19 protein-coding genes and 1 riboswitch are annotated in these 21026 nt (G+C 43.3%); of the genes, 15 read left to right on the top strand and 4 right to left on the bottom strand.

Annotation, left to right across the window (positions count from 1 at the left end; all coding sequences use genetic code 11):
- Positions 1-17: 17 nt before the first annotated feature.
- The 4 genes from G5B06_RS07535 to G5B06_RS07520 are packed head-to-tail and all read left to right on the top strand — an operon-like array spanning position 18 to position 4992.
- The gene (locus G5B06_RS07535) at positions 18-857 is read left to right on the top strand and encodes a carbohydrate ABC transporter permease (protein WP_148445768.1); all 840 of its coding nucleotides are present in this window, start codon (positions 18-20) and stop codon (positions 855-857) included.
- A 39-nt stretch (positions 858-896) separates the two neighbouring features.
- The gene (locus G5B06_RS07530; protein ID WP_148445770.1) at positions 897-2144 is read left to right on the top strand and encodes an alpha-L-fucosidase; all 1248 of its coding nucleotides are present in this window, start codon (positions 897-899) and stop codon (positions 2142-2144) included.
- Positions 2145-2164: 20 nt separating this feature from the next.
- A complete protein-coding gene (locus tag G5B06_RS07525; RefSeq protein ID WP_173771652.1) occupies positions 2165-3628 on the top strand; it encodes an alpha-L-fucosidase in 1464 nt (487 codons plus the stop codon).
- A gap of 47 nt (positions 3629-3675) precedes the next feature.
- Positions 3676-4992 carry an alpha-L-fucosidase gene (locus G5B06_RS07520; RefSeq protein ID WP_173771650.1) on the top strand — a complete coding sequence of 439 codons (1317 nt, stop codon included), beginning with the start codon at positions 3676-3678 and terminating at the stop codon, positions 4990-4992.
- Between the two features lie 51 nt (positions 4993-5043).
- On the opposite strand, the gene G5B06_RS07515 is transcribed toward G5B06_RS07520, so the two are convergent.
- Positions 5044-5544, bottom strand: coding sequence for a substrate-binding domain-containing protein (locus G5B06_RS07515; RefSeq protein ID WP_173771648.1), 501 nt, complete (start codon positions 5542-5544; stop codon positions 5044-5046).
- 158 nt (positions 5545-5702) lie between these two features.
- Here G5B06_RS07515 and G5B06_RS07510 point away from each other — a divergent pair, with 158 nt between their 5' ends.
- The 5 genes from G5B06_RS07510 to G5B06_RS07490 all read left to right on the top strand — a co-directional run bounded on the left by G5B06_RS07510 (position 5703) and on the right by G5B06_RS07490 (position 10714).
- Positions 5703-6779 (top strand): LacI family DNA-binding transcriptional regulator, encoded by a 1077-nt coding sequence (locus G5B06_RS07510; protein WP_173771646.1) that lies wholly within the window; start codon positions 5703-5705, stop codon positions 6777-6779.
- Between the two features lie 148 nt (positions 6780-6927).
- Complete coding sequence (locus G5B06_RS07505; protein WP_244094538.1) at positions 6928-7953, top strand: sulfate ABC transporter substrate-binding protein; 1026 nt, start codon at positions 6928-6930, stop codon at positions 7951-7953.
- Between the two features lie 37 nt (positions 7954-7990).
- A complete protein-coding gene (gene cysT, locus G5B06_RS07500; RefSeq protein ID WP_148445780.1) occupies positions 7991-8830 on the top strand; it encodes a sulfate ABC transporter permease subunit CysT in 840 nt (279 codons plus the stop codon).
- Positions 8830-9666, top strand: a complete 837-nt coding sequence (gene cysW, locus G5B06_RS07495) for a sulfate ABC transporter permease subunit CysW (RefSeq protein WP_173771644.1) — start codon at positions 8830-8832, stop codon at positions 9664-9666. The genes cysT and cysW overlap by 1 nt, the downstream gene beginning before the upstream one ends.
- On the top strand, positions 9656-10714 hold the full coding sequence (locus G5B06_RS07490; protein ID WP_173771642.1) for a sulfate/molybdate ABC transporter ATP-binding protein: 1059 nt from the start codon (positions 9656-9658) through the stop codon (positions 10712-10714). The genes cysW and G5B06_RS07490 overlap by 11 nt, the downstream gene beginning before the upstream one ends.
- A gap of 91 nt (positions 10715-10805) precedes the next feature.
- Here G5B06_RS07490 and G5B06_RS07485 read toward each other — a convergent pair whose 3' ends face one another.
- Together G5B06_RS07485 and G5B06_RS07480 are read right to left on the bottom strand one after the other, a co-directional pair.
- Positions 10806-11753, bottom strand: a complete 948-nt coding sequence (locus G5B06_RS07485) for a serine hydrolase domain-containing protein (RefSeq protein WP_118063619.1) — start codon at positions 11751-11753, stop codon at positions 10806-10808.
- A 21-nt stretch (positions 11754-11774) separates the two neighbouring features.
- Positions 11775-12608 carry a MurR/RpiR family transcriptional regulator gene (locus G5B06_RS07480; protein WP_118063617.1) on the bottom strand — a complete coding sequence of 278 codons (834 nt, stop codon included), beginning with the start codon at positions 12606-12608 and terminating at the stop codon, positions 11775-11777.
- 259 nt (positions 12609-12867) lie between these two features.
- Between G5B06_RS07480 and G5B06_RS07475 the strand changes: the two genes are divergently transcribed.
- The 6 genes from G5B06_RS07475 (at position 12868) to G5B06_RS07450 (ending at position 19433) form a co-directional block, all read left to right on the top strand.
- Positions 12868-14214 (top strand): APC family permease, encoded by a 1347-nt coding sequence (locus G5B06_RS07475; protein ID WP_021653084.1) that lies wholly within the window; start codon positions 12868-12870, stop codon positions 14212-14214.
- Between the two features lie 5 nt (positions 14215-14219).
- Positions 14220-15152, top strand: a complete 933-nt coding sequence (locus G5B06_RS07470) for a serine hydrolase domain-containing protein (protein WP_173762190.1) — start codon at positions 14220-14222, stop codon at positions 15150-15152.
- A gap of 192 nt (positions 15153-15344) precedes the next feature.
- Positions 15345-15452, top strand: a riboswitch (TPP riboswitch).
- 198 nt (positions 15453-15650) lie between these two features.
- Entirely contained in the window at positions 15651-15854 is a 204-nt protein-coding gene (thiS, locus tag G5B06_RS07465) for a sulfur carrier protein ThiS (RefSeq protein ID WP_021977212.1), read from the top strand.
- Between the two features lie 57 nt (positions 15855-15911).
- Positions 15912-16697 carry a thiazole synthase gene (locus tag G5B06_RS07460; protein ID WP_021977211.1) on the top strand — a complete coding sequence of 262 codons (786 nt, stop codon included), beginning with the start codon at positions 15912-15914 and terminating at the stop codon, positions 16695-16697.
- 46 nt (positions 16698-16743) lie between these two features.
- Positions 16744-17985 (top strand): 2-iminoacetate synthase ThiH, encoded by a 1242-nt coding sequence (gene thiH, locus G5B06_RS07455; protein ID WP_148445792.1) that lies wholly within the window; start codon positions 16744-16746, stop codon positions 17983-17985.
- A gap of 431 nt (positions 17986-18416) precedes the next feature.
- Positions 18417-19433 (top strand): sulfate ABC transporter substrate-binding protein, encoded by a 1017-nt coding sequence (locus G5B06_RS07450; protein WP_173771640.1) that lies wholly within the window; start codon positions 18417-18419, stop codon positions 19431-19433.
- Positions 19434-19619: 186 nt separating this feature from the next.
- On the opposite strand, the gene G5B06_RS07445 is transcribed toward G5B06_RS07450, so the two are convergent.
- Positions 19620-20906, bottom strand: coding sequence for a hypothetical protein (locus tag G5B06_RS07445; protein WP_173771638.1), 1287 nt, complete (start codon positions 20904-20906; stop codon positions 19620-19622).
- Positions 20907-21026: the final 120 nt, after the last annotated feature.

Below are 21026 nucleotides of genomic sequence, written 5' to 3'. Positions count from 1 at the left end.
AAAGGATGATGATGTCAATGAATAAAAATAGATTCTGGAGAGGCCTGAAAAAAGGTCTTATGTATTTCATTGCAATATTTGCGGCAATGGTGACATTTTTTCCACTGATTGTAACATTTCTCTCTTCACTGAAAACAAATGAGGAGATTTTGCTTGGAATGTTTTCCTGGCCTAAAGTATGGAACTTTGGTAATTATCCGGAGGCTGTCCGGGCGGCAAATGCATTTAAGGCAATTGGTAATTCCCTGTTTGTAGCCATTGCCACACTGGCGGTTACTGTTATTATTGCAATGCCTGGAGCTTATGCAATTGCACGTAAGAATTATTCCTATCTGAAAGCAGTATATATCCTGTTTATGGCAGGTGTTATGGTTCCGGTACATTGTACCCTGGTTTCTGTAACAAAAATTTCCAGTGCACTGGGAACAAAAAACAGCTATATATTCCTGATTTTAATTTATACAGCGTTTAATCTTTCACAGGCAGTTTTTTTGTTTACAGGATATATTTCCAGCCTTGATAAAGGACTGGATGAGGCTGCTAAGATTGATGGCTGCGGTGATCTGAGGATTCTTGTTCAGATTTTGCTGCCGATTTGTAAACCGATTATTGCTACAGAAGCAATTCTGGTATTTATTTATGGATACAGTGAACTGATTTTCTCACTGATTCTGATTACAGACAGTACAAAATATACAATTTCAAGAGCAATGCTTAACTTTACATCAAACTTTACTACGAATTATGGTCCGCAGTTTGCATTTGTTATCATGTCTATGATTCCGATGTTAGTTATTTATCTGATCCTTCATGAGAAGGTAGAAGCCGGTATGCTTGCCGGAGCGGTTAAAGGTTGATAAAAATTTATATGTAAATATAACACGGAGGGTTAAGGAATGGCAAAAACAAGACAGCAGTGGTTTGATGATGCAAAGTACGGTTTATTTATTCACTGGGGACTGTATTCCATCCTTGCAGGTGAGTACAAAGGAAGAAAAACAGATCGTATTGCAGAGTGGATCGAGAACAACTTCGATATTCCGGTAGAGGAGTATGAGAAACTTGCAGAGCAGTTTAATCCGACACAGTTTAATGCAGATGCTTTTGTAAAGAGAGCGAAAGAGCAGTGGGGTGTAAAATACATCGTTCTCACAGCAAAACATCACGAAGGCTTTGCAATGTATGATTCCAAAGTCAGCGATTTCAACGTTGTAAAAGCAACTCCTTATGGAAAAGATATCCTGAAGGATCTGCAGCTTGCATGCGAGAAATATGATGTTCGTATGGGATTCTATTATTCACAGGCTCAGGACTGGGATGATCCAAATGGATATATGGCTCATAAAGATAACTCCGGAAAAGATTTCCAGAAATATCTCGATGAGAAATGTAAACCACAGGTAAAAGAGCTTCTTGAGAACTACGGAAAAATCAGCCTGATCTGGTTCGATACTCCGATGGGAATTACAGTAGCTCAGACACAGGAACTGATTGATCTTGTAAAATCTATTCAGCCGGACTGCCTGCTGAGCGGACGTACCGGAAACCACATGGGCGATTACATGACAACTGGAGATAACTTTATCCCGAGACTGCCATACGAAGATCCATGGGAAATCCCTGCAACTGTAAATGATACATGGGGATTTAACAAATATGATACAAACTGGAAGAGTGCAGACCACATCATCAGCCTTCTTCTGAAGATCATCAGCAGAGGCGGAAACTATCTTCTGAATGTAGGACCGACAGCAGACGGTGTTGTTCCGGAGAAATGTGTGGAAGTACTGAACGAAGTTGGAAAATATGTAACAGAAAACAGTGAAGCTATTTACGGAACCAAGACAGTTGGTATTTATCCGTATGATATTCCTGGCATCGAGTTTACAAGAAGAGAGCACAAACTTTATGTACATGTTCTTTCTCCAAGAATCCGTATCGAACTTCTTAATGTTGGTAACCAGCTTACAGGTGCATATCTTGTAAGAAACGGACAGAAGCTTGACTACAGAGTTCTGAGATCCTGCGAGGGAGACGGAATGATCGAGGTAGAGATTCCGGAAGAGCTTCACAATGAGAAGAACTACTGCGTATGCCTTGAACTCGTAGAAGAGGAGCCAATTTTTGAGTCTATCAAAGGATGATATAAAAAGAGGATAACGGGATGAAAAAAGAAGAATATCTTTCCCTGATCGATGAAGTGATTGCACAGGGACCATATACAGATACGTGGGACTCGCTCTGCGAGCATCCCACTCCGAAATGGTACGCAAGAGACAAATTTGGTATTTTTATCCACTGGGGTGTTTACAGTGTTCCGGCATTCGGAAATGAGTGGTATCCCAGAAATATGTACATAAAAGGCTCCAAAGAAAATCTGCATCACGAAGAAAAATACGGAACTCTGGATAAATTCGGATATAAAGATTTTATTCCGCAGTTCAAAGCAGAGAAGTTCGATCCGAAGGAATGGGCTGAGCTTTTTAAGGAAGCAGGCGCAAAATTTGTTGTTCCGGTTGCTGAGCATCATGATGGATTCCAGATGTATGCCAGTGATCTCTGCCGTTGGAATGCAGCAGAGATGGGACCAAAGAGAGATATTCTCGGAGAACTGAAAACAGAAGTTGAAAAAGAGGGAATGGTACTTGGTGCTTCTACTCACAGAGCAGAGCATTACTGGTTCTTTAATGGCGGACGTCAGATTCCTGAATCTGATGTCAATGATCCGGAGTATGATGATCTTTACGGACCGGCAGCAGGAATCAGCAGAGATATCAGTAGCATTTATGACAATCCTCCTTCAGAGGAGCATATGCAGGACTGGCTTGTTCGTACATGTGAGATTGTAGATAAATATCAGCCTTCCATCGTATATTTTGACTGGTGGATTCAGCAGTATGCATGGAAACCGTATCTCCGTAAATTTGCGGCATACTATTACAACCGTTCCGCACAGTGGGGAAAAGAAACGGCCATTGATGCGAAATTTGACGCATATGTTTATGGCAGTGCTGTAAATGATCTGGAAAGAGGCCAGTTAGACCATATCACACCGGATCTGTGGCAGAATGATACCTCTGTGGCAAAGAATTCCTGGGGTTACACTGTTGGAAATGATTACAAAAAGCCATCAGATGTAGTTCTGGATCTTGTTGATGTAGTCAGCAAAAACGGCGCGCTTCTTCTGAACATCGGACCGAAACCGGATGGAACCATTCCGGAAGAAGATGCACATATTCTGAGAGAGATGGGAAAATGGCTGAAAGTAAATGGTGAGTCCATATATGGAACCAGATACTGGAAAGTATTTGGTGAGGGACCAACTGTAGTTCCGGAAGGACATTTTACAGACACTTACGACAAGCACTTTACTTCTGAGGATATCCGTTTCACAAGCAAGAGCAATCATATTTATGCTACCGTACTTCACTGGCCGGAAGATGGAGAAATTCATATTAAATCCCTTGGAAATGAGATGAAACTTCTGAAGTCTTCCATTAAGGATATTGAGATTCTGGGAACAGATCTTCATCCGTCTTATTCAAGAAACAAAACTCTGGATATTTCCTGTGGAAAAGTTATTGAGCCAGGAGATATGCCGGTTGTATTAAAGATTACAATTGAATGATAATACAATAAAAGTCTGAACAGACAGAAAGGACATGGGACTGTATTATGGAAAGATATAAGGGAAACTGGAACTCTGTAAATACACATACCGTTCCAAAATGGTATGAGGACTGTAAATTCGGAATTTTTATTCACTGGGGAATTTATTCTGTACCGGCTTTTGCGCCACATACATGGGAACTGGGAGAAGTTGATTCCAAAGAGTGGTTTGCGGATAATCCTTACGCAGAGTGGTATTATAATTCTCTGAACATAGGAAAAGGCCCGACATATGAGCATCATATGGAAAAATACGGAAAAGATTTCAAATATGAAGATTTTATTCCTATGTGGAAAGCTGAAAACTGGGATCCGAAACAGTGGGCAGAGATTTTTAAAGAAGCAGGTGCAGAGTATGTTGTTTTGACAACCAAGCATCATGATGGATTCTGCCTGTTCCCGAGTAAGTATACACACTTTAACTCTGTGGAAATGGGACCGAAGAGAAATATCACCGGTGAGCTGACAGAGGCTGTCCGGGATGCAGGTATCCGTATGGGGCTGTATTATTCAGGACTGATTGACTGGCAGTATGCAAATGATCCTATTTTTGAGGATGATGATCTGTTTGGAACAGCCAGCCCGACATTTGCATATGCAGATTATTCATACAACCAGATGAATGAACTGGTAGATGATTATGCACCAAGCGTTTTCTGGAACGATATCGGATGGCCGAAACAGAGCGAAGAGATGATGCCGTATTTCCTGGCACATTATTATAACAAAGTGCCGGAAGGTGTAGTAAACGACCGTTTCAATGACCGTTACCATGACTTCCTTACCAAGGAGTACAAATCCGGTTCTGTGAATCGAAAAGAGAAATGGGAAATGTGCCGTGGAATGGGATTATCCTTCGGTTATAATGCCAATGAAGGTGATGACAAACTGATTTCTGTTCCGGATCTAATTTCACTTCTGGTAGGAACTGTTGCAAACAATGGAAACCTGCTTCTGAACATCGGACCAAAAGCAGACGGAACAATTCCGGAAGAACAGGTAAAGAGGCTGAAGATTCTTGGTGCATGGCTGAAAGTTAACCATGATGGTATTTATGGCACACGCTGCAGCGACCGCGAATCTGAGATGCTGGAGAATGGAATTGAGCTGCATTATACACAGAAAGAGGGAAATCTCAATGTGTTTGCAGATCATCTGAAAGAGGGAGCAAATGAGTTCCTGATCAAAGGTTATCATGGACAGCTGAGACCATTTGATCCAAGTGTTAAAGTAGAAACAACGGATACAGAAGAGGGACTTCTGGTTAAGATTCCAGAGTACAGAAAAGAACTGTATATAGTTGGACTTACTAACAAACTGTAATTAAGATCATAAGATAAGGGGAGGAATGAAAATTCCTCCCCTTGTTTTTGTCTATATTTTTTTTACAGAGTCGCGGATGACAAGCTGTGTTCCGATACGGGTTTTCAGGGAACTGGTCCAGCAGTTGTTGTTCTGCTTTTTGCTGATGAGATTGATGATGGAATCAACGGCAGCGGTACCAAATGCACCTTTTGGAACATTGATGGTGGTCAGCGACGGCCGGGTCAGCGATGCGTTTGGTCTGTCATTAAAACCAATCAGGGAAATGTCTTCCGGGATTTTGTAACCAAGCATATGAAACGCTCTTAAGGCACCGGCGGCAATGGTATCGTCATCACAGATAAAGGCAGTTGAGTGAACTGGAGAATCTTTAAAAATCCGGTAAATATCCTGGTAACTTTCTTCCTCAGAATAATGGACATAGTAGATGTCGTCCTGGGGTAGCTCCAGATGAAAATGCTTCATGGCGGAAAAATAGCCATCTCTGCGTTCGTCAAAACTGCTGATAGATTCAAGGCTGTGCAGATACAGCGAAAAAGAATACGTTTTCACAAAATAAGATTGACTTTTTAGACCGGCCTTATTATCATATAAATCATATTTAGTTACTATGAAATTAGGAATGGGAAAATTATCTGTTTTAGATAGATTTGAGAGGTTTACTGGACTGGCAGTGAGTAGAAATTTTTTCAGAGAGAGGGGAAAGGTACATGTCCATTAAGAAGATCGCAGAAAAGGCAGGGGTTTCACCGGCGACGGTTTCCCGGGTTTTGAATAATCCCAATTATAAATGTTCCGTTCCCGGACTCCGGGATAAGATATGGAAAACAGCTATCGAGATGAATTACGTGCCAAATGAGGCAGCCCGGAATCTGAAAAGAGGTGTTTCCGCGAAGCAGGAGAAAACCTGGTATATCAATATCCTGATGACAAGAACGGATTCTTCTACGACAGATCCGTTTTTTGCAGAGCTTCTTCGTGTGATCGAAAGTGAGATCCATGATAAAAACTGCATCCTTTCCAAAGTATGGTACATGTCGGTATTTTCTAATGACAGGAAGTGCCGCAGGGAAAATCTGGACCGGCTGATCGACGGAATGTATGACGAGGTAGAAGGGAAGAGGGATGGACTGATCATCATCGGCAGATGTAATAAGGAAGCTTTGAAGATACTGAACAAGAAATATAAGAGTGTGGTATCGGTGAACCGGAATTCTACCAATTATGAAGTGGATGAAGTCCTTTGCGATGGAAAAAAGATCGCGTCAGCGGCAGTGGAATATCTGATCTCGCTGGGGCACAAAAATATCGGATATATTGGACAGTGTCACAGTGAAGACCGGTACAACGGATATCTGGAAACACTGAAGAAACATGACCTGGATGTGATCCCGGAGTATGTTATCGAAACGAAGCAGACCGAGGCCGAGGGCTATGAAGCCATGGAAAAATTCCTCCAGTCAGATGATATGCCAACAGGAATCTACTGTGCCAATGATATTTCAGCCATCGGAATGCTGAAGTGCCTGAATAAATTCCGGAACCGGTATTATATGCCTTCGATCATATCCAGCGATGATATCCAGGAAGCACAGTTTACCAAGCCGATGCTGACAACGGTAAGTTTACCGAAAGAGGATATGGGAAAATTCGCACTGTATCTGCTGCTGGACCGGCTGAAGGGCGGACATTCCGGCATTGTGCGGATGGAACTGGAAGGAAAGCTGGTGATCCGGAACAGCTGCAGCAGTGTGGAAGACAGTATGTGGAGTGATTATTGTATCTGAGTAGCTGTTTGCAGTTCTGGCAGAATATATGCGTGAAAACGTTTTCAGATATTCCTATTTAATTAATGGGAATAATATGGTTTAATGTATTCAATCAGGATAACGTTTACAGAAAGTCACAGAGGTGACGAAAAGGAGTACATAGATCATGAAAAGAAAACGCATCGCAGGTGTCTGTATCGCACTGGCAGCAGTGGTACTGGCAGGAACTTTCGCAGTATCAGGAAACAATACAAAAGATAAAAATCATGTGGAGATCATCAATGTGTCCTATGATCCAACCAGAGAATTTTATGAGGAATACAATAAGATCTTTGCAGATTACTGGAAAGAAGAAATCGGCCAGAGTGTGGATGTGATCCAGTCCCATGGAGGTTCCGGCAAGCAGGCTCTTGAGATTTCCAACGGACTTCCTGCAGATGTGGCGACACTTGCTCTGGAATATGATATCGATGCGATCCGGAATGCTGGTCTGATCGACAAGGGATGGATCGATGAATATCCGGATGACAGTGCTCCTTATACTTCCACCATTGTATTTCTGGTACGGAAGGGAAATCCGAAGAACATCCACGACTGGGATGATCTGACGAAGGATGGTGTGGGAGTGATTACACCAAACCCGAAAACTTCCGGTGGTGCCCGCTGGAATTACATGGCAGCCTGGGCTTATGCCAATGAGAAATATAACGGCAACGAGATAGAGATGAAGGTTTTTATTAAGAAGCTTTACAAAAATGTCCTGGTTCTGGATTCCGGAGCAAGAGGTGCCACCACTTCTTTTGTGGAAAACGGACAGGGTGATGTGCTGATCGCCTGGGAAAATGAAGCGTTTCTTTCTGTAAGGGACAATCCGGATGATTACGAGATCGTAACACCGAGCATCAGTATCCTGGCACAGCCGTCCGTTGCTGTTGTAGATGAAAATGTAAAAAAACACGATAACGCAGATGCCGCAAAAGCTTATCTGAAATATCTGTATTCCGATGAAGCGCAGGAGCTGATCGCTGAGAATTATTACAGACCGGTCAATCAGACCATCCTGAAAAAACATGCAGATACTTTTAACCTGAGTGTGAAGCTGACTACTATCAAAGATTTCGGCGGATGGGATGCAGTACAGAAGAAACATTTTGTGGACGGTGGAGTGTTTGATGAGATTTATGAAGAGTAAAAAAGCATAGCGGATACAGAAAAGAGGGGAGACAGAAATGAAGAAACAACAGAGTAAACGGGTGATACCAGGCTTTGGGCTGACAATGGGAGTGACTTTGGCGATGCTGAGTATCGTGGTTCTGATTCCCCTTGCATCTCTGGCAGTTTATTCGGCGCGGCTGGGATTTCGGGAATTTATCCAGGTGATCACGAGACCTCGAGTTTTGTCCGGATTTTACGTAAGTTTTATTACCGCATTTGCGGCCACGGTGGTGAATGCCATCATGGGACTGATCCTTGCGTGGGTGCTGGTAAGATATGATTTTCCGGGAAAACGGATCATGGATGGAATGATCGAGCTGCCGTTTGCGCTGCCAACTGCGGTTGCCGGTATCTCGTTGACATCACTGACATCCGACAAAGGGCTTGTGGGAAGTTTTTTTGCAAAGTTCGGGATCAAGATCGCGTATACCAGGATCGGTATCACGGTGGCTCTGATCTTTGTGGGAATTCCGTTTGTAGTCCGGGCTATTCAGCCGGTGCTGGAAAAACTGGATGGTTCCTATGAAGAGGCAGCACGTGTCATGGGGGCAAAACCATTCACCATTTTCCGCAGGGTAATTTTTCCTGAGCTTCTGCCGGCAATGCTTTCCGGTGCCGGACTTGCTTTCGGACGCTGCCTGGGAGAATACGGAAGCGTTGTTTTTATCGCAGGAAATAAACCATATTATACAGAGATCACACCGCTGATCATTATGTCAAAACTTCAGGAGTTTGATTATGAAAGCGCAACATCTATCGCACTGGTTACACTGGCAGTTTCATTCCTGATCCTGTTTGGCGTAAACATGGTGCAGGCAAGAAATACGAAACGAATCAGAGGGAGGGACGCGTAATGGACGAAAAAAAGAAGCAGGCTTCCGGGCCGGTGAAATGGATCCTCATCGGGATCTCCGTGATCTTTCTTTTTGTAATGCTGGTGCTTCCGCTGGTGGTTGTTGTGACCCAGGCGCTGAGTAAAGGCTGGGAGTGCTATGTGCAGGCTGTGACGGATTCTTATACGCTGAAAGCTCTGGCGCTGACTATTGAGGCAACGGTGGCTGCTGTTGTATGCAACACGATCTTCGGACTGTGTGCAGCATGGGCTATGACCAGATTTCATTTCCGGGGGAAAAAGATCCTCACAACTCTGATCGATATTCCGGTTACGGTATCACCGGTTATCGCAGGTCTTATCTATATTCTGGTTTTTGGAAAACAGAGCCCCCTTTATTCTGTGCTTGAAAAAGCCGGAATTCAGATCGTGTTTGCGGTTCCCGGAATTATCCTCGCAACGATCTTTGTTACATTTCCATTTGTATCCAGAGAGATCATTCCGGTCCTGGAATCCATAGGATCGGATGAGGAAGAGGCGGCAGCACTGATGGGAGCCAAAGGCTGGACCATTTTTACAAAGGTGACATTTCCGCATATCAAGTGGGCATTCCTCTATGGCGTTGTGCTGTGTACAGCCAGAGCCATGGGAGAGTTTGGAGCTGTGTCCGTACTGTCCGGACATCTTCGTGGAAAAACAAATACACTTCCGCTTCATGTGGAAATTCTTTATAACGAATTCCAGTATGTTCCGGCATTTGCGGTTTCTTCGATCCTGGTGATCCTGGCGGTGATCCTTCTGATCGCAAGAAATGTTCTGGAGCATAAAGGAAAGGGGGAAAAAGGCGATGTACGTTGAGTTAAAAAATATCAATAAAACATATGGGGATTACAAGGCATCTGATAACGTAAGCTTTGGTATCGAAAAGGGGAAGCTGATCGGTCTTCTGGGGCCCAGCGGAAGCGGAAAAACTACGATTCTCCGTATGATCGCCGGTCTGGAGCAGCCGGATAGCGGTGAGATCATCATCGACGGAAGAGTGGTCAATGATGTGCCTGCCAGCGAGAGAGGCATTGGATTTGTGTTCCAGAATTATGCTCTTTTCCGGTATATGACGGTGTATGATAATATTGCATTTGGCCTGAAGGTACAGAAGGCGGACAAGAAGTATATTAAGCAGAGGGTTATGGAACTGGTAGAGCTGATCGGGCTGAAGGGCCTGGAGAAAAGATATCCGAGTCAGCTGTCCGGTGGTCAGAGACAGCGAGTGGCTTTTGCCCGGGCTCTGGCTCCGAATCCGCAGCTTCTCCTTCTGGATGAGCCTTTTGCGGCGATCGATGCAAAGATCCGTACGGAGCTTCGAAGCTGGCTGAAGGATATGATCGAGAAGCTGGGGATCACCAGTATTTTTGTTACCCATGACCAGGATGAGGCTATTGAGGTGGCGGATGAAATCATCATCACCAACCGTGGACGGATTGAGCAGAAGGGTACACCACTGGATGTTTATCAGAATCCGGATACTGCGTTTACGGCGGGATTTTTCGGGCAGACTTCTGTGATCGATGATTACCAGGTGTTCAATCACTTCGAGGAAGTTCCGGGAGGCGAAAAAGCCATTGTCCGTCCGGAGTTTGTAAAAGTGACTAAGAAGAACGAGGAACAGAAATATAAAAGCTCCGCAACAGAGGGCGTCGTAGAACGAGTCGCATTCCGCGGCAGCAGCCTGGAACTGAAAGTCCGTGTAGGAAATACCACACTCAGCGCCAGAAGAAGCCTTGATGAAGAACCCGTCCGGGAAGGTGAAGTTGTGGATGTTTTCGTACAGAGGATCTTTGTGACGAAAGGAAATGAAGCCGTGTTGCTGCATAATACAGCTATGGTTGAGGATTGGCTGGTGATATAAAAAAATGCCGCGGGAGCGGCATTTTTTTATGAGCAAGTAGCGCTAGCGGATTGCGAATATCATATGATGTGGCCGCGGGAGCGGCATTTTTTTATATATGTGAAATTTTCACACCGTAATATTCTGCAAGGGAATCTACCAGATCATCACGGATTTTTTTGTGGTCATTTCCATCTAAAGACATAACGCAGGATACCATATGGTGTTTTTTATCAACGACGCAGTATTGGCCGTAATTGCCGGACAGGATTAGTGTATCTTCCATAGGTCCCATATATATGAAATATCCATAACCATAGCTCTGGTAATCCGGATGCTCCGTCAGTGGATTGTAAGAATCGATATGTTTCTGACAGGCATCAATCACGAATTTTTTTGGGACGATCTGTTTTCCGTTCAGAGCACCTTCATGCAGAAGCAGATGCCCAAAACGGGCCAGTTCATCAATCGTCAGATACAGTCCATTAGCTGCCATGCAATGTCCCTGAGGGCAGAGGGTCCAGTCCGGATTCGGGATGCCAATTGGTTCAAACAGACGATATCGCAGATAATTCAACAAACCGGTTCCGGATTTTTCTTCCAGAAGAACAGACAAAATATAGGAACAGAAATTGCTGTACACGAAATGGGTACCTGGTGTATAGGGAAAAGAATCATTCTGGAAAAAATATCTTACCCAGTCTTTTTCTCTGTATCGTTCCGGACCGTCGCAGAAAAAGAGAGGATCTTTCTGACCGGATGACATCGTAAGCAGATCACGGATCTTTATTTTGTAAAGATTTTCGGAAGGATCAGATGGGAAATATTTTTCAAACCAGGGATAAATATATTCATCAAGAGTGATCAGTCCTTCGCGTTCTGCGATACCAGCAGCCATGGCAACAAAAGGCTTGCTGATAGACCATATATTTAATCGGGTTTTTACCGGAAAAAGCCTGAATTCTTCTTTTAAAACATCGTTTTTATATATCTGGGCATAGATAATATTGGAATGATGATGTTTAGATTTTTCAAGAAAAATATCTAAAATTTCCTGCATGATAATCCCTCCCTGTAATTATTATTCGTAAAAAAGATCAAAGTCTGAGTAAAGTTCTTCCAGGTCATGAAGGCGTGTACTGATGGACTTGCACTTGCTTTTTCGGATTTTTGCAACAATGCTGTCAAAAAGACAATAGAGACAGGAAAAGGAGTTAAATCCCATTTCATTGAGATTGATCTCTGTAATGACCGCATGATCTGCCAGAGACCATGCCGGTGATGAAATACTGTCTGTGATGGCAAGGATCTTTGCACCATGGTTTTTGGCAACCTGTGCGTATTTCAGTGACCATTTGGTATAGCGGGCAAAAGAGAGCAGAAGAACAACAGTATCTTCAGAAGCTTCCGTGAGATATTCAAAATGGGGATCATAAAATTCATGAACCACCTTGGTATTTCCAAGAAGCTGATTCAGCAAGGTTCCCATCCAGAGTGCTGCACTGTAAGAGGAACGGGCGCCTACAATCAGACGTTTCTTCGCATTGGTCAGATAGGTAACGATCTGATCCATATCATCCTGACTCAGGTGTGAAGCCCAGTTTTCCATGGAATGGAGTTCTTTTGCAATGATGTTCTGATAGAAATTCCCATTGTCCAGTGTGTCATCTGCTGTAGCTGTGGGAATGGAAAGAATGTCATTCTGTACAGTTCTCTGCATCTCGGAAAAACTTTCAAATCCCAGAGAATAAGCGAGGCGTATGATAGTGGTTTCGCTTACGGAAATTTCCTTGCTGAGTTTCGCAAGGGTGGAATAACTGAAAGAATCAAGGTGTTGTAATATATATTCGGCAACTTTCTTCTGACCGGCAGAAAGAGAAGATATTTTTTCACGGATCAACTGTTCTATTTTCATGAAAACCTCCTGTATTGTACGATTAGTATAATAAATTATAACAGGTGTAAAGTTTGATTACAATATAATGGAGTAAAAAATTCTTCTTGATATAAAAAAGATGTAAATAATGCACAAATTAAAGTGTGTATTTTTAATAATATTGTCAATAGAAATCTTGAAACCTAGATGTTAATATAGCATTAAATAATTCATATGACGTCAGAAAAAGAATTAATTGCACTATTAATATTAGAGCCAATAAAAAAGGGGGGCTTTTATGTCGTCAACAGTAAAGGAAATAAAAGAAAAAACAGGTTACCTGAAACGAAGTGATCTTTATACAATCGGTGTAGGACAGGCGATTGGATCGGGTGTTCTGACACTGATCGGACCGGCAATTCTTTTGACTGGTCAGTCAGCATGGCTGGCATATGTAGCTGCATGTATCTGGGGATTTATGATGATTGCACCAATTCCATGGATCACATCTACACTGAAACTTGGAGGAGGATTTTATTCTCTGGTAGGAGATATGGCCGGCAAACGAGTTGCCGGTATGTATGCAGTAGGATTTTTGCCACAGACGATCAATCTGGCGACTTATGGTGTGGCAATTGGTATGTATGCAAATTCCCTGTGGCCGCAGATCAATGCGAAATGGTTTGGAATTGCAGCCCTGAGTGTGTTCTTTGCCATCAATCTGTGTGGTGTGGATGTAATGGCGAAGGTACAGAAAATTCTGGTTATCCTGCTGTTTGTTGCACTTGGTCTGTTTATTGTTCTGGGATGCCTCCAGCTGAAAAATCCGGTGTTTGAGTTTACAGCACCAGACTTTTTCTCCAATGGTCCATCCGGATTCTTTTCCGCAATCATGCTGTATGTATATTCAACAAACGGATATTCCTGCATTATGAATTATGGTAAACAGGCAAAAGAAGCACATAAAGATATTCCAAAGGCACTTCTGTACTGTATTCCGACACTGATGGTTGTATATGGCGGTGTTGCAATTGTAGCAAGTGGTGTGCTTCCTCTGGATCAGGTAGCCGGACAGCCGCTTACCCTGGTTGCAAAAAATATTTTAAATCCGGCACTTTTCACAGTATTTATGATTGGTGGTCCGGTACTTGCACTGTCTTCATCCATTAATTCAACAATTTCCAATAACTGTATTCCGGTTGCACAGTCCTGTAAAGATGGATGGCTTCCGAAATCATGGGCAGCTCAGAACAGAAGAGGGGCTTACTGGAAACTGATGACATTTACTTATCTTATGGGAATATTACCTGTGTTACTGGACTTTTCTATCAGTGATGTTGTAAATAATATTATGCTTCTGGCATCAGCACTGGCATTTCTGCAGATTTATGCTTATTTCCAGCTTCCGAAAAAACATGCAGAAGCATGGGAAAAATCACCAATGCATATTTCTAACGGAAAATATTATTTCCTCTGCTGTTTGAGCCTGTTTGCATATATCTGCATTTTTATCAATTCTTGCAGAAGCCTGAAACTTCCGGTAGTAATCATCAGTCTGATAGCCATTGTAGTATGCATGGCTTACGGATGGTTTAGAAGTGTAAGTCCTGATGTAAAGATGGAAACAAGTGTGTGGGAGGATTAATGTTTATGAATAAAGACCAGAACCTGATTAATGAATTTGCTATCAAAACTTTAAAAGAAAATCTCAATGTTATGTATGCGCAGATATGGCGTGAAGGACAGTTAACGGCAGAATATAAAAGAATGCCGGTGAAAACCCGCCTGAATACCTGGTCTGCATGCAAAGGCGTGGTATCCTGTGCAGTGGGAATTGCACTGGATGAGGGATTGATTCAGCTGGATGAGAAGATCGTTGATATTTTTCCGGAGTATGTTCCAGAAAAAACAGAAGGATATCTTGGTGATGTGACCCTGGAAAATATGCTGACAATGACCACCGGTCTGGAAAGCTCACTGTTTTTCTGTGACTGGCCGGAACGTTATACAACACCGGACTGGATCAGATATTTCTTTGAGAACGCGAAGGTTGTAAATAAACCAGGAACCCAGTGGCTGTACAGTAATTTCAACACATATATGATCAGTTGTGCCATTGAAAAACGTGCGGGTGTCAACCTTCTGGAATATCTGAGAAATCGATTTTTTGAACCATTGGGAATTGGAAATCCGGACTGGACTTTGTGTCCGAAAGGTCATGTACATGCTGCGAATGGTCTTTATGTAAATATTGACGAGTTCACCAGATATGGACAGCTGATCCTTCATAAAGGAAAATACAATGGAAAACAGTTGGTGCCGGAAGAGTATATGAAAGTTGCGACTTCCAATCTTGTAGACAATTCAGCGGCAGGAAGTCCGGGAAATCTTTATTCCGGTTTTGGATATGGATATCAGTTTGTCATGAATCCGGAAGCCGGTTCCTATCGATCCGATGGAAATTATGGTCAGTTCTGTCTGGCGTTTCCTGACAAGGATGCAGTAGTAACTGTAATGTCTCTGGAGGGGGATTTCCAGAAAATAGGAAATCATCTATGGACTACAGTGGTTCCGGAATTGTAATATACTCTGGTTGACAAAACAGAGTGGAAAGCATGAGATAATAGTAGCTAAGAAATGTGATGAAATTCAAACATTGGCAAAAACGAAAACCCCGGAAGTGTGCGAGCCTTCCGGGGTTTTCTATTCCGTTATGTAAGGTGGCTTAAGCCTTTCAGGCTTGACATTAATCATAATTCGCCTTATACTAAGCATTGTAAATAACAGGGGAGCTTGTGATGGCAGGCTGAGAGGAAGTCTTCAACTTCGACCCTTATACCTGATTTGGATAATGCCAACGTAGGAACGTATAGGATGAATTTACGGGAGATACTTTGGTGTATCTCCTTTTTTATTTATGATCAGGATTTACAAGGAAGGGCTTAAGAGCAGATGCTTTTAACCCTGGTATCTACAACGGAATACAGGAAATTTTGAGAGTGAACTGAGTTCATGAAGGGGTGCACCACCGCGGGTGTATTTCTTTGTGGACTCTTTTTTTATTCTCGGAAAGGAGAGCTTATGATCACAGTAAACGGCGAGAAAAGAACACTGGAAAATCCGGTGACAGTAACCGAATATCTGAAAGCCTGCAATTATGTTCCGGTGCAGGTAGTAGTTGAACTGAATGAAGAGATCATCAAGAGAGAGACTTACGATACAACAGTGCTGAAAGACGGCGATGTTGTGGAGATTCTGCAGTTTATGGGCGGCGGAAGCTGCTGAGATAAAAGGCGATATTATTATGTAATTGACAGATAAAAAGAAAGGTGGACATAAAAAATGACAACAGCAAACACAAATGAAGACAAACTGATCCTGGGAGGCCATGAGTTTACTTCCCGTTTTATTCTTGGTTCCGGAAAATTTTCTCTGGATCTTGTAAAAGCATGTATCGAAAAAGCAGGAACACAGATCGTAACACTTGCCCTGCGCCGTGCAAATGAAGGCGGACTTGCCAACATTCTGGACTACGTGCCGAAGGATGTTACACTTCTTCCAAATACATCCGGTGCCAGAAACGCACAGGAAGCAGTCCGTATCGCAAGACTTTCCCGTGAGCTTGGCTGTGGAGATTTTGTAAAGATCGAAGTTATCCATGATTCCAAATATCTTCTCCCGGATAATTATGAGACTATCAAAGCAACTGAGATCCTTGCAAAAGAAGGCTTCGTTGTCATGCCGTACATGTATCCGGATCTGAACGCTGCCAGAGATCTGGTAAACGCAGGAGCTGCCTGTGTAATGCCGCTTGGTTCTCCGATCGGTTCCAACAAAGGAATCTGCACAAAAGAATTCATCCAGATCCTCATAGATGAGATCGACCTTCCGATCATTGTAGACGCAGGAATCGGCCGTCCGTCACAGGCATGTGAGGCTATGGAAATGGGTGCTGCGGCAGTTATGGCAAACACAGCCATCGCAACAGCAGGAGACGTCCGTGTTATGGCAGAGGCCTTTAAGAAAGCTATCGAGGCAGGAAGAAGTGCATACCTTTCCGGCATGGGAAGAACTCTGGAAAGAGGAGCCAGCGCGTCTTCACCGCTGACCGGATTTCTTCATGAATAAAATAGTTTAGAGATAATAAAAGTGCGAGAGGAGCGACATAACAACAATGGCAGAAACAGTACAGGCCAGTCAGCAGGACGGCCATTTTAATGAGAGTATCGTAAACGAAGAAATTCTGGAAGACATGAAAAAGAATCGTATCGACCACATGAAGTACCTTCCGGATATGGAACAGCTGGAAGAGTCTGATGTGATGGATCAGGTTATTTCCGCAATGAATGCATATGATTATGACAAATACACAGAAGCAGATGTACGCAGAGCCCTGGCCCATGACAACCGTACACCGGAAGATTTTCAGGCACTGCTTTCACCGGCAGCACTGCCTCTTCTGGAAGAGATCGCACAGGCAGCGCGGATCGAAACAAGAAAACATTTTGGAAACAGTGTCTGTATGTTTACACCGATCTACATTGCAAACTACTGCGAAAATTACTGTATTTACTGTGGATTTAACTGCCACAACAAGATCCGCCGTGCACAGCTGAATGAGGAAGAGATTGAGAAGGAAATGGCAGCTATTGCAGAAACCGGCCTTCAGGAAATCCTGATCCTTACCGGTGAAAGCAAATCCAAATCCAATGTAGAATATATCGGAAAAGCCTGCGAGATTGCCCGGAAATATTTCAAGGTGGTAGGTCTTGAAGTGTATCCGATGAATTCTGATGAGTATGCATATCTTCACAAATGCGGTGCAGATTATGTAACTGTTTTCCAGGAGACCTATAATTCTGATAAATACGAAACCCTGCATCTGGCAGGCCACAAGAGGATTTTTCCATACAGATTAAATACACAGGAGCGTGCACTGAAAGGCGGCATGCGAGGAGTTGGCTTTGCGGCGCTTCTGGGGCTGGATGATTTCCGTAAAGATGCTTTTGCGACGGGATATCACGCATACCTTCTGCAGAGAAAATATCCCCACGCAGAGATTGCTTTTTCCTGCCCGAGACTTCGCCCGATCATCAACAATGACCGGATCAATCCGAAGGACGTCCACGAACCGCAGCTTCTGCAGGTAGTCTGTGCATATCGCCTGTTTATGCCATTTGCAAGCATTACTGTATCCACCAGAGAGTGCGAGCGTGTCCGTGACAATCTGGTAAATATCGCAGCAACCAAGATTTCTGCAGGTGTCAGCACAGGAATCGGAAGCCATGTGGAAGACATCGAAGATAAAGGCGATGACCAGTTTGAGATTTCTGATGCAAGATCCGTGGACGAAGTCTTCAACGCCCTGAAAGACCACGGCCTGCAGCCGGTAATGAATGATTATATATATCTGTAAAAAGAGATAATGTCGCACAAGCGCATAGATGACTGCACAGCCAACAGGGGATAATTTCTGTGGAATATGTGGAAAACCACCCGCCCGAAAGAAAGATTTTTCAAGGCGGGTGTGGATAACTGTTTCAGAAAAATGAATGCAGAAAGATTTTTGCCAAACAGAGGGGAGTACTGGGAGAATTTGTTGGATTCACAAGGCTGATGACGTTTTCACATATACTCCCGGAACAATAAAATACGATGCAAAAATCAACAAAAACAACATAATATCGGCCGGAATCAGATATAAAAACCTGTGAAATCCGCAAAAACACCCCTGTTTCTGAAAACTGCTGAAAACGGTTTCTAATCTAACAGTTTTCATATGGACTTACTCATGTTTATAATAGCCCCAACAACAAAACACGAGGCAAAATACAGGAGGTAAGTATTATGAAAAGAAGATGGAAATCAGCAGTAGCAGCTCTTGCAGCAATAGCAGCGATCGGAAGCCTTACAGGAGTAACCACATATGCGGCGGACAGCGTCAGCATTACCAATGTATCTTATGACCCGACCCGAGAACTTTATGAGCAGTACAATAAGATCTTCCAGAAACACTGGAAAGAAAAAACGGGCCAGGATGTGGATATCACGCAGTCTCATGGAGGCTCCGGCAAGCAGGCACTTGAAGTTGCCAACGGACTGGAAGCAGATGTGGTAACACTGGCACTGGAGTATGACGTGGATGCGATCCAGGATGCAGGACTTATCGATGACGGATGGGTAGATGAGTTTCCGGAAGACAGTTCCCCTTACACTTCAACCATCGTATTCCTTGTAAGAAAAGGAAATCCCAAGAACATCAAAGACTGGGACGATCTGGTAAAAAAAGACGTAGGTGTGATCACACCAAACCCGAAAACCTCCGGCGGAGCAAGATGGAACTATCTGGCAGCCTGGGCCTATGCAAAAGATAAATATAACGGAGACGAGGATAAAATTAAAGAATTCATCGGAGATCTTTACAAAAACGTACTTGTCCTGGACACCGGAGCCAGAGGCGCAACGACCTCTTTCGTGGAAAACGGACAGGGTGATGTACTGATCGCCTGGGAAAATGAAGCCTATCTTTCCGTAAAAGATTATCCGGACGACTACGAGATCGTAACACCAAGCATCAGCATCCTTGCACAGCCATCTGTAGCAGTAGTCGATAAAGTTGTAGACAAAAGAGGCACCAGAGATGTGGCAGAGGAATATCTGAATTATCTCTATTCCGATGAAGCACAGCGGATCGCCGGTGACAATTATTACCGTCCGTCAAACCAGGATATTCTGAAGGAATACTCCGATGTGTTTGACCTGGACATCAATCTTGTTACCATTGATGATTTCGGTGGATGGAAAAAGGCACAGGAAACACATTTCTCGGACGGTGGTGTTTTTGACCAGATTTATGAAGGATAAAAATCAGAAGATATAATCAGACAAAACAACATAAAGAAGCTGCAGAACAATGAAGACCCAAGTTCTGCAGCTTCTTTTGCATAAATATGATGTGCCTTTTGCAACTGGAAAAAATGACAACGATCAACATCTCACGCAGTCATGAATTTTCCAATCTGCAAAATAATGGCAGAGGGGACAAAAGGATCAGGCATGGCTTCCTTCCACCAGAGAACAGCCATCCAGCATACGGATTCCATTTATAACATCTTCGTAAGTATCATACATTTCTTTCCACTCATCGGAGGCATCCTCAGAATACTGGCTGACAGTGGCAAGAAGATCGTATTTTTTACCATCCATTGCTTCGATACGACCGAGATAACCCTGCCATACACTGTCCAGAGGCTGGTCTTTGCCATCGTAATATCTGGCTTCCAGAGTCAGGACCGGAACATCTTCATTATAATAAGTAAGTTTATAGCCACCGTTTTCTGTTTCGGTTGTCTCATAATGGCAGAGATATTTCCAACGCTCCGGAGTGAGAACCTGGAAATGATCGGTCATGGCCATATCAATACGCTCCGCATAAATGAAATTTACAGATTTGATCAGTTCAGCTGCTGCTTTTTCGGCAGCTTTATCATAAGTATCAGATGGAGTCAGGATAAAAAGTCCAAATGTATAATCGTCAGTCTGGCATACAAGGGCATCTACATTTTTATCTTCCTCATTGACGGAAGTTACATACTGATATTTTGTAGCCGGATAAGATTCAAAAGTAAGGTCTTTCTTTGTAGTGATCTCACCTTTTACCGGATAATATTCCGCCAGAAAATCATTCGCGGAGGAATCCTCCAGAGAAGAATTAGCTACTTTTAAAACAGCAGCAGTGCTTTTTTCATCGTTTACATAACGTCGTTCGAAATAATTTTCTTTTTCGGGCATGGATTCTATGACCGTGTCACTGTCATGGAATCCAACCCGCATATGAAGCTCGCCGCGCTTTTCCGATTCAGAAGATTCTTCTGTATCTGTATTGGAAGAGGAACCGGGGTATGAAGAATCGGAAGTTTGCGAGGAGGAGTTTCCAGTAGTATTGGAGGAGGAATTATCTTCTGAATCGGAATATTCCTGAAGATTGCCGTAGTCATCAATATAATAGTCATCTCTGGAACCAATATAAGTAGTTCCGGTGGCATCTTCCAGCCACACACTGCCGTCCTCATAATAATAATGAGGCTCAAAATAACCGTCCTGTTCGGTCCAGCCGGCATTGTTGCCTTCCATCAGTTCACCGGAATCCGGGTCAGGGGCATAATTACCTTCCCCGATATATTCATCCTCGGAACCATTGCGGTACCAGTAATCTCCGTTTTCATCCTGCCAGATGTACTGACCGTCATCGGTTGGAGGGTCAGAAGCGAGGACCGGGACTGCAGATATGGAAAGAGCGATCGCGCCTGTTAAAAGAACTAAGATTTTTTTATGCATAGGCACCTCCTGATAAATTGCGCAGCAGTTATTCAGTTACTGTCCACGTATCATAAATTTTTACAAAATAAAAAGGATCTGTTTGTTAAGTATATTGTAACAGACAGATCCTGATATCCG

Source organism: Blautia luti (genome assembly GCF_013304735.1).
Lineage (GTDB): Bacteria > Bacillota > Clostridia > Lachnospirales > Lachnospiraceae > Blautia_A.
This window is presented reverse-complemented; position numbering and strand designations above follow the sequence as displayed.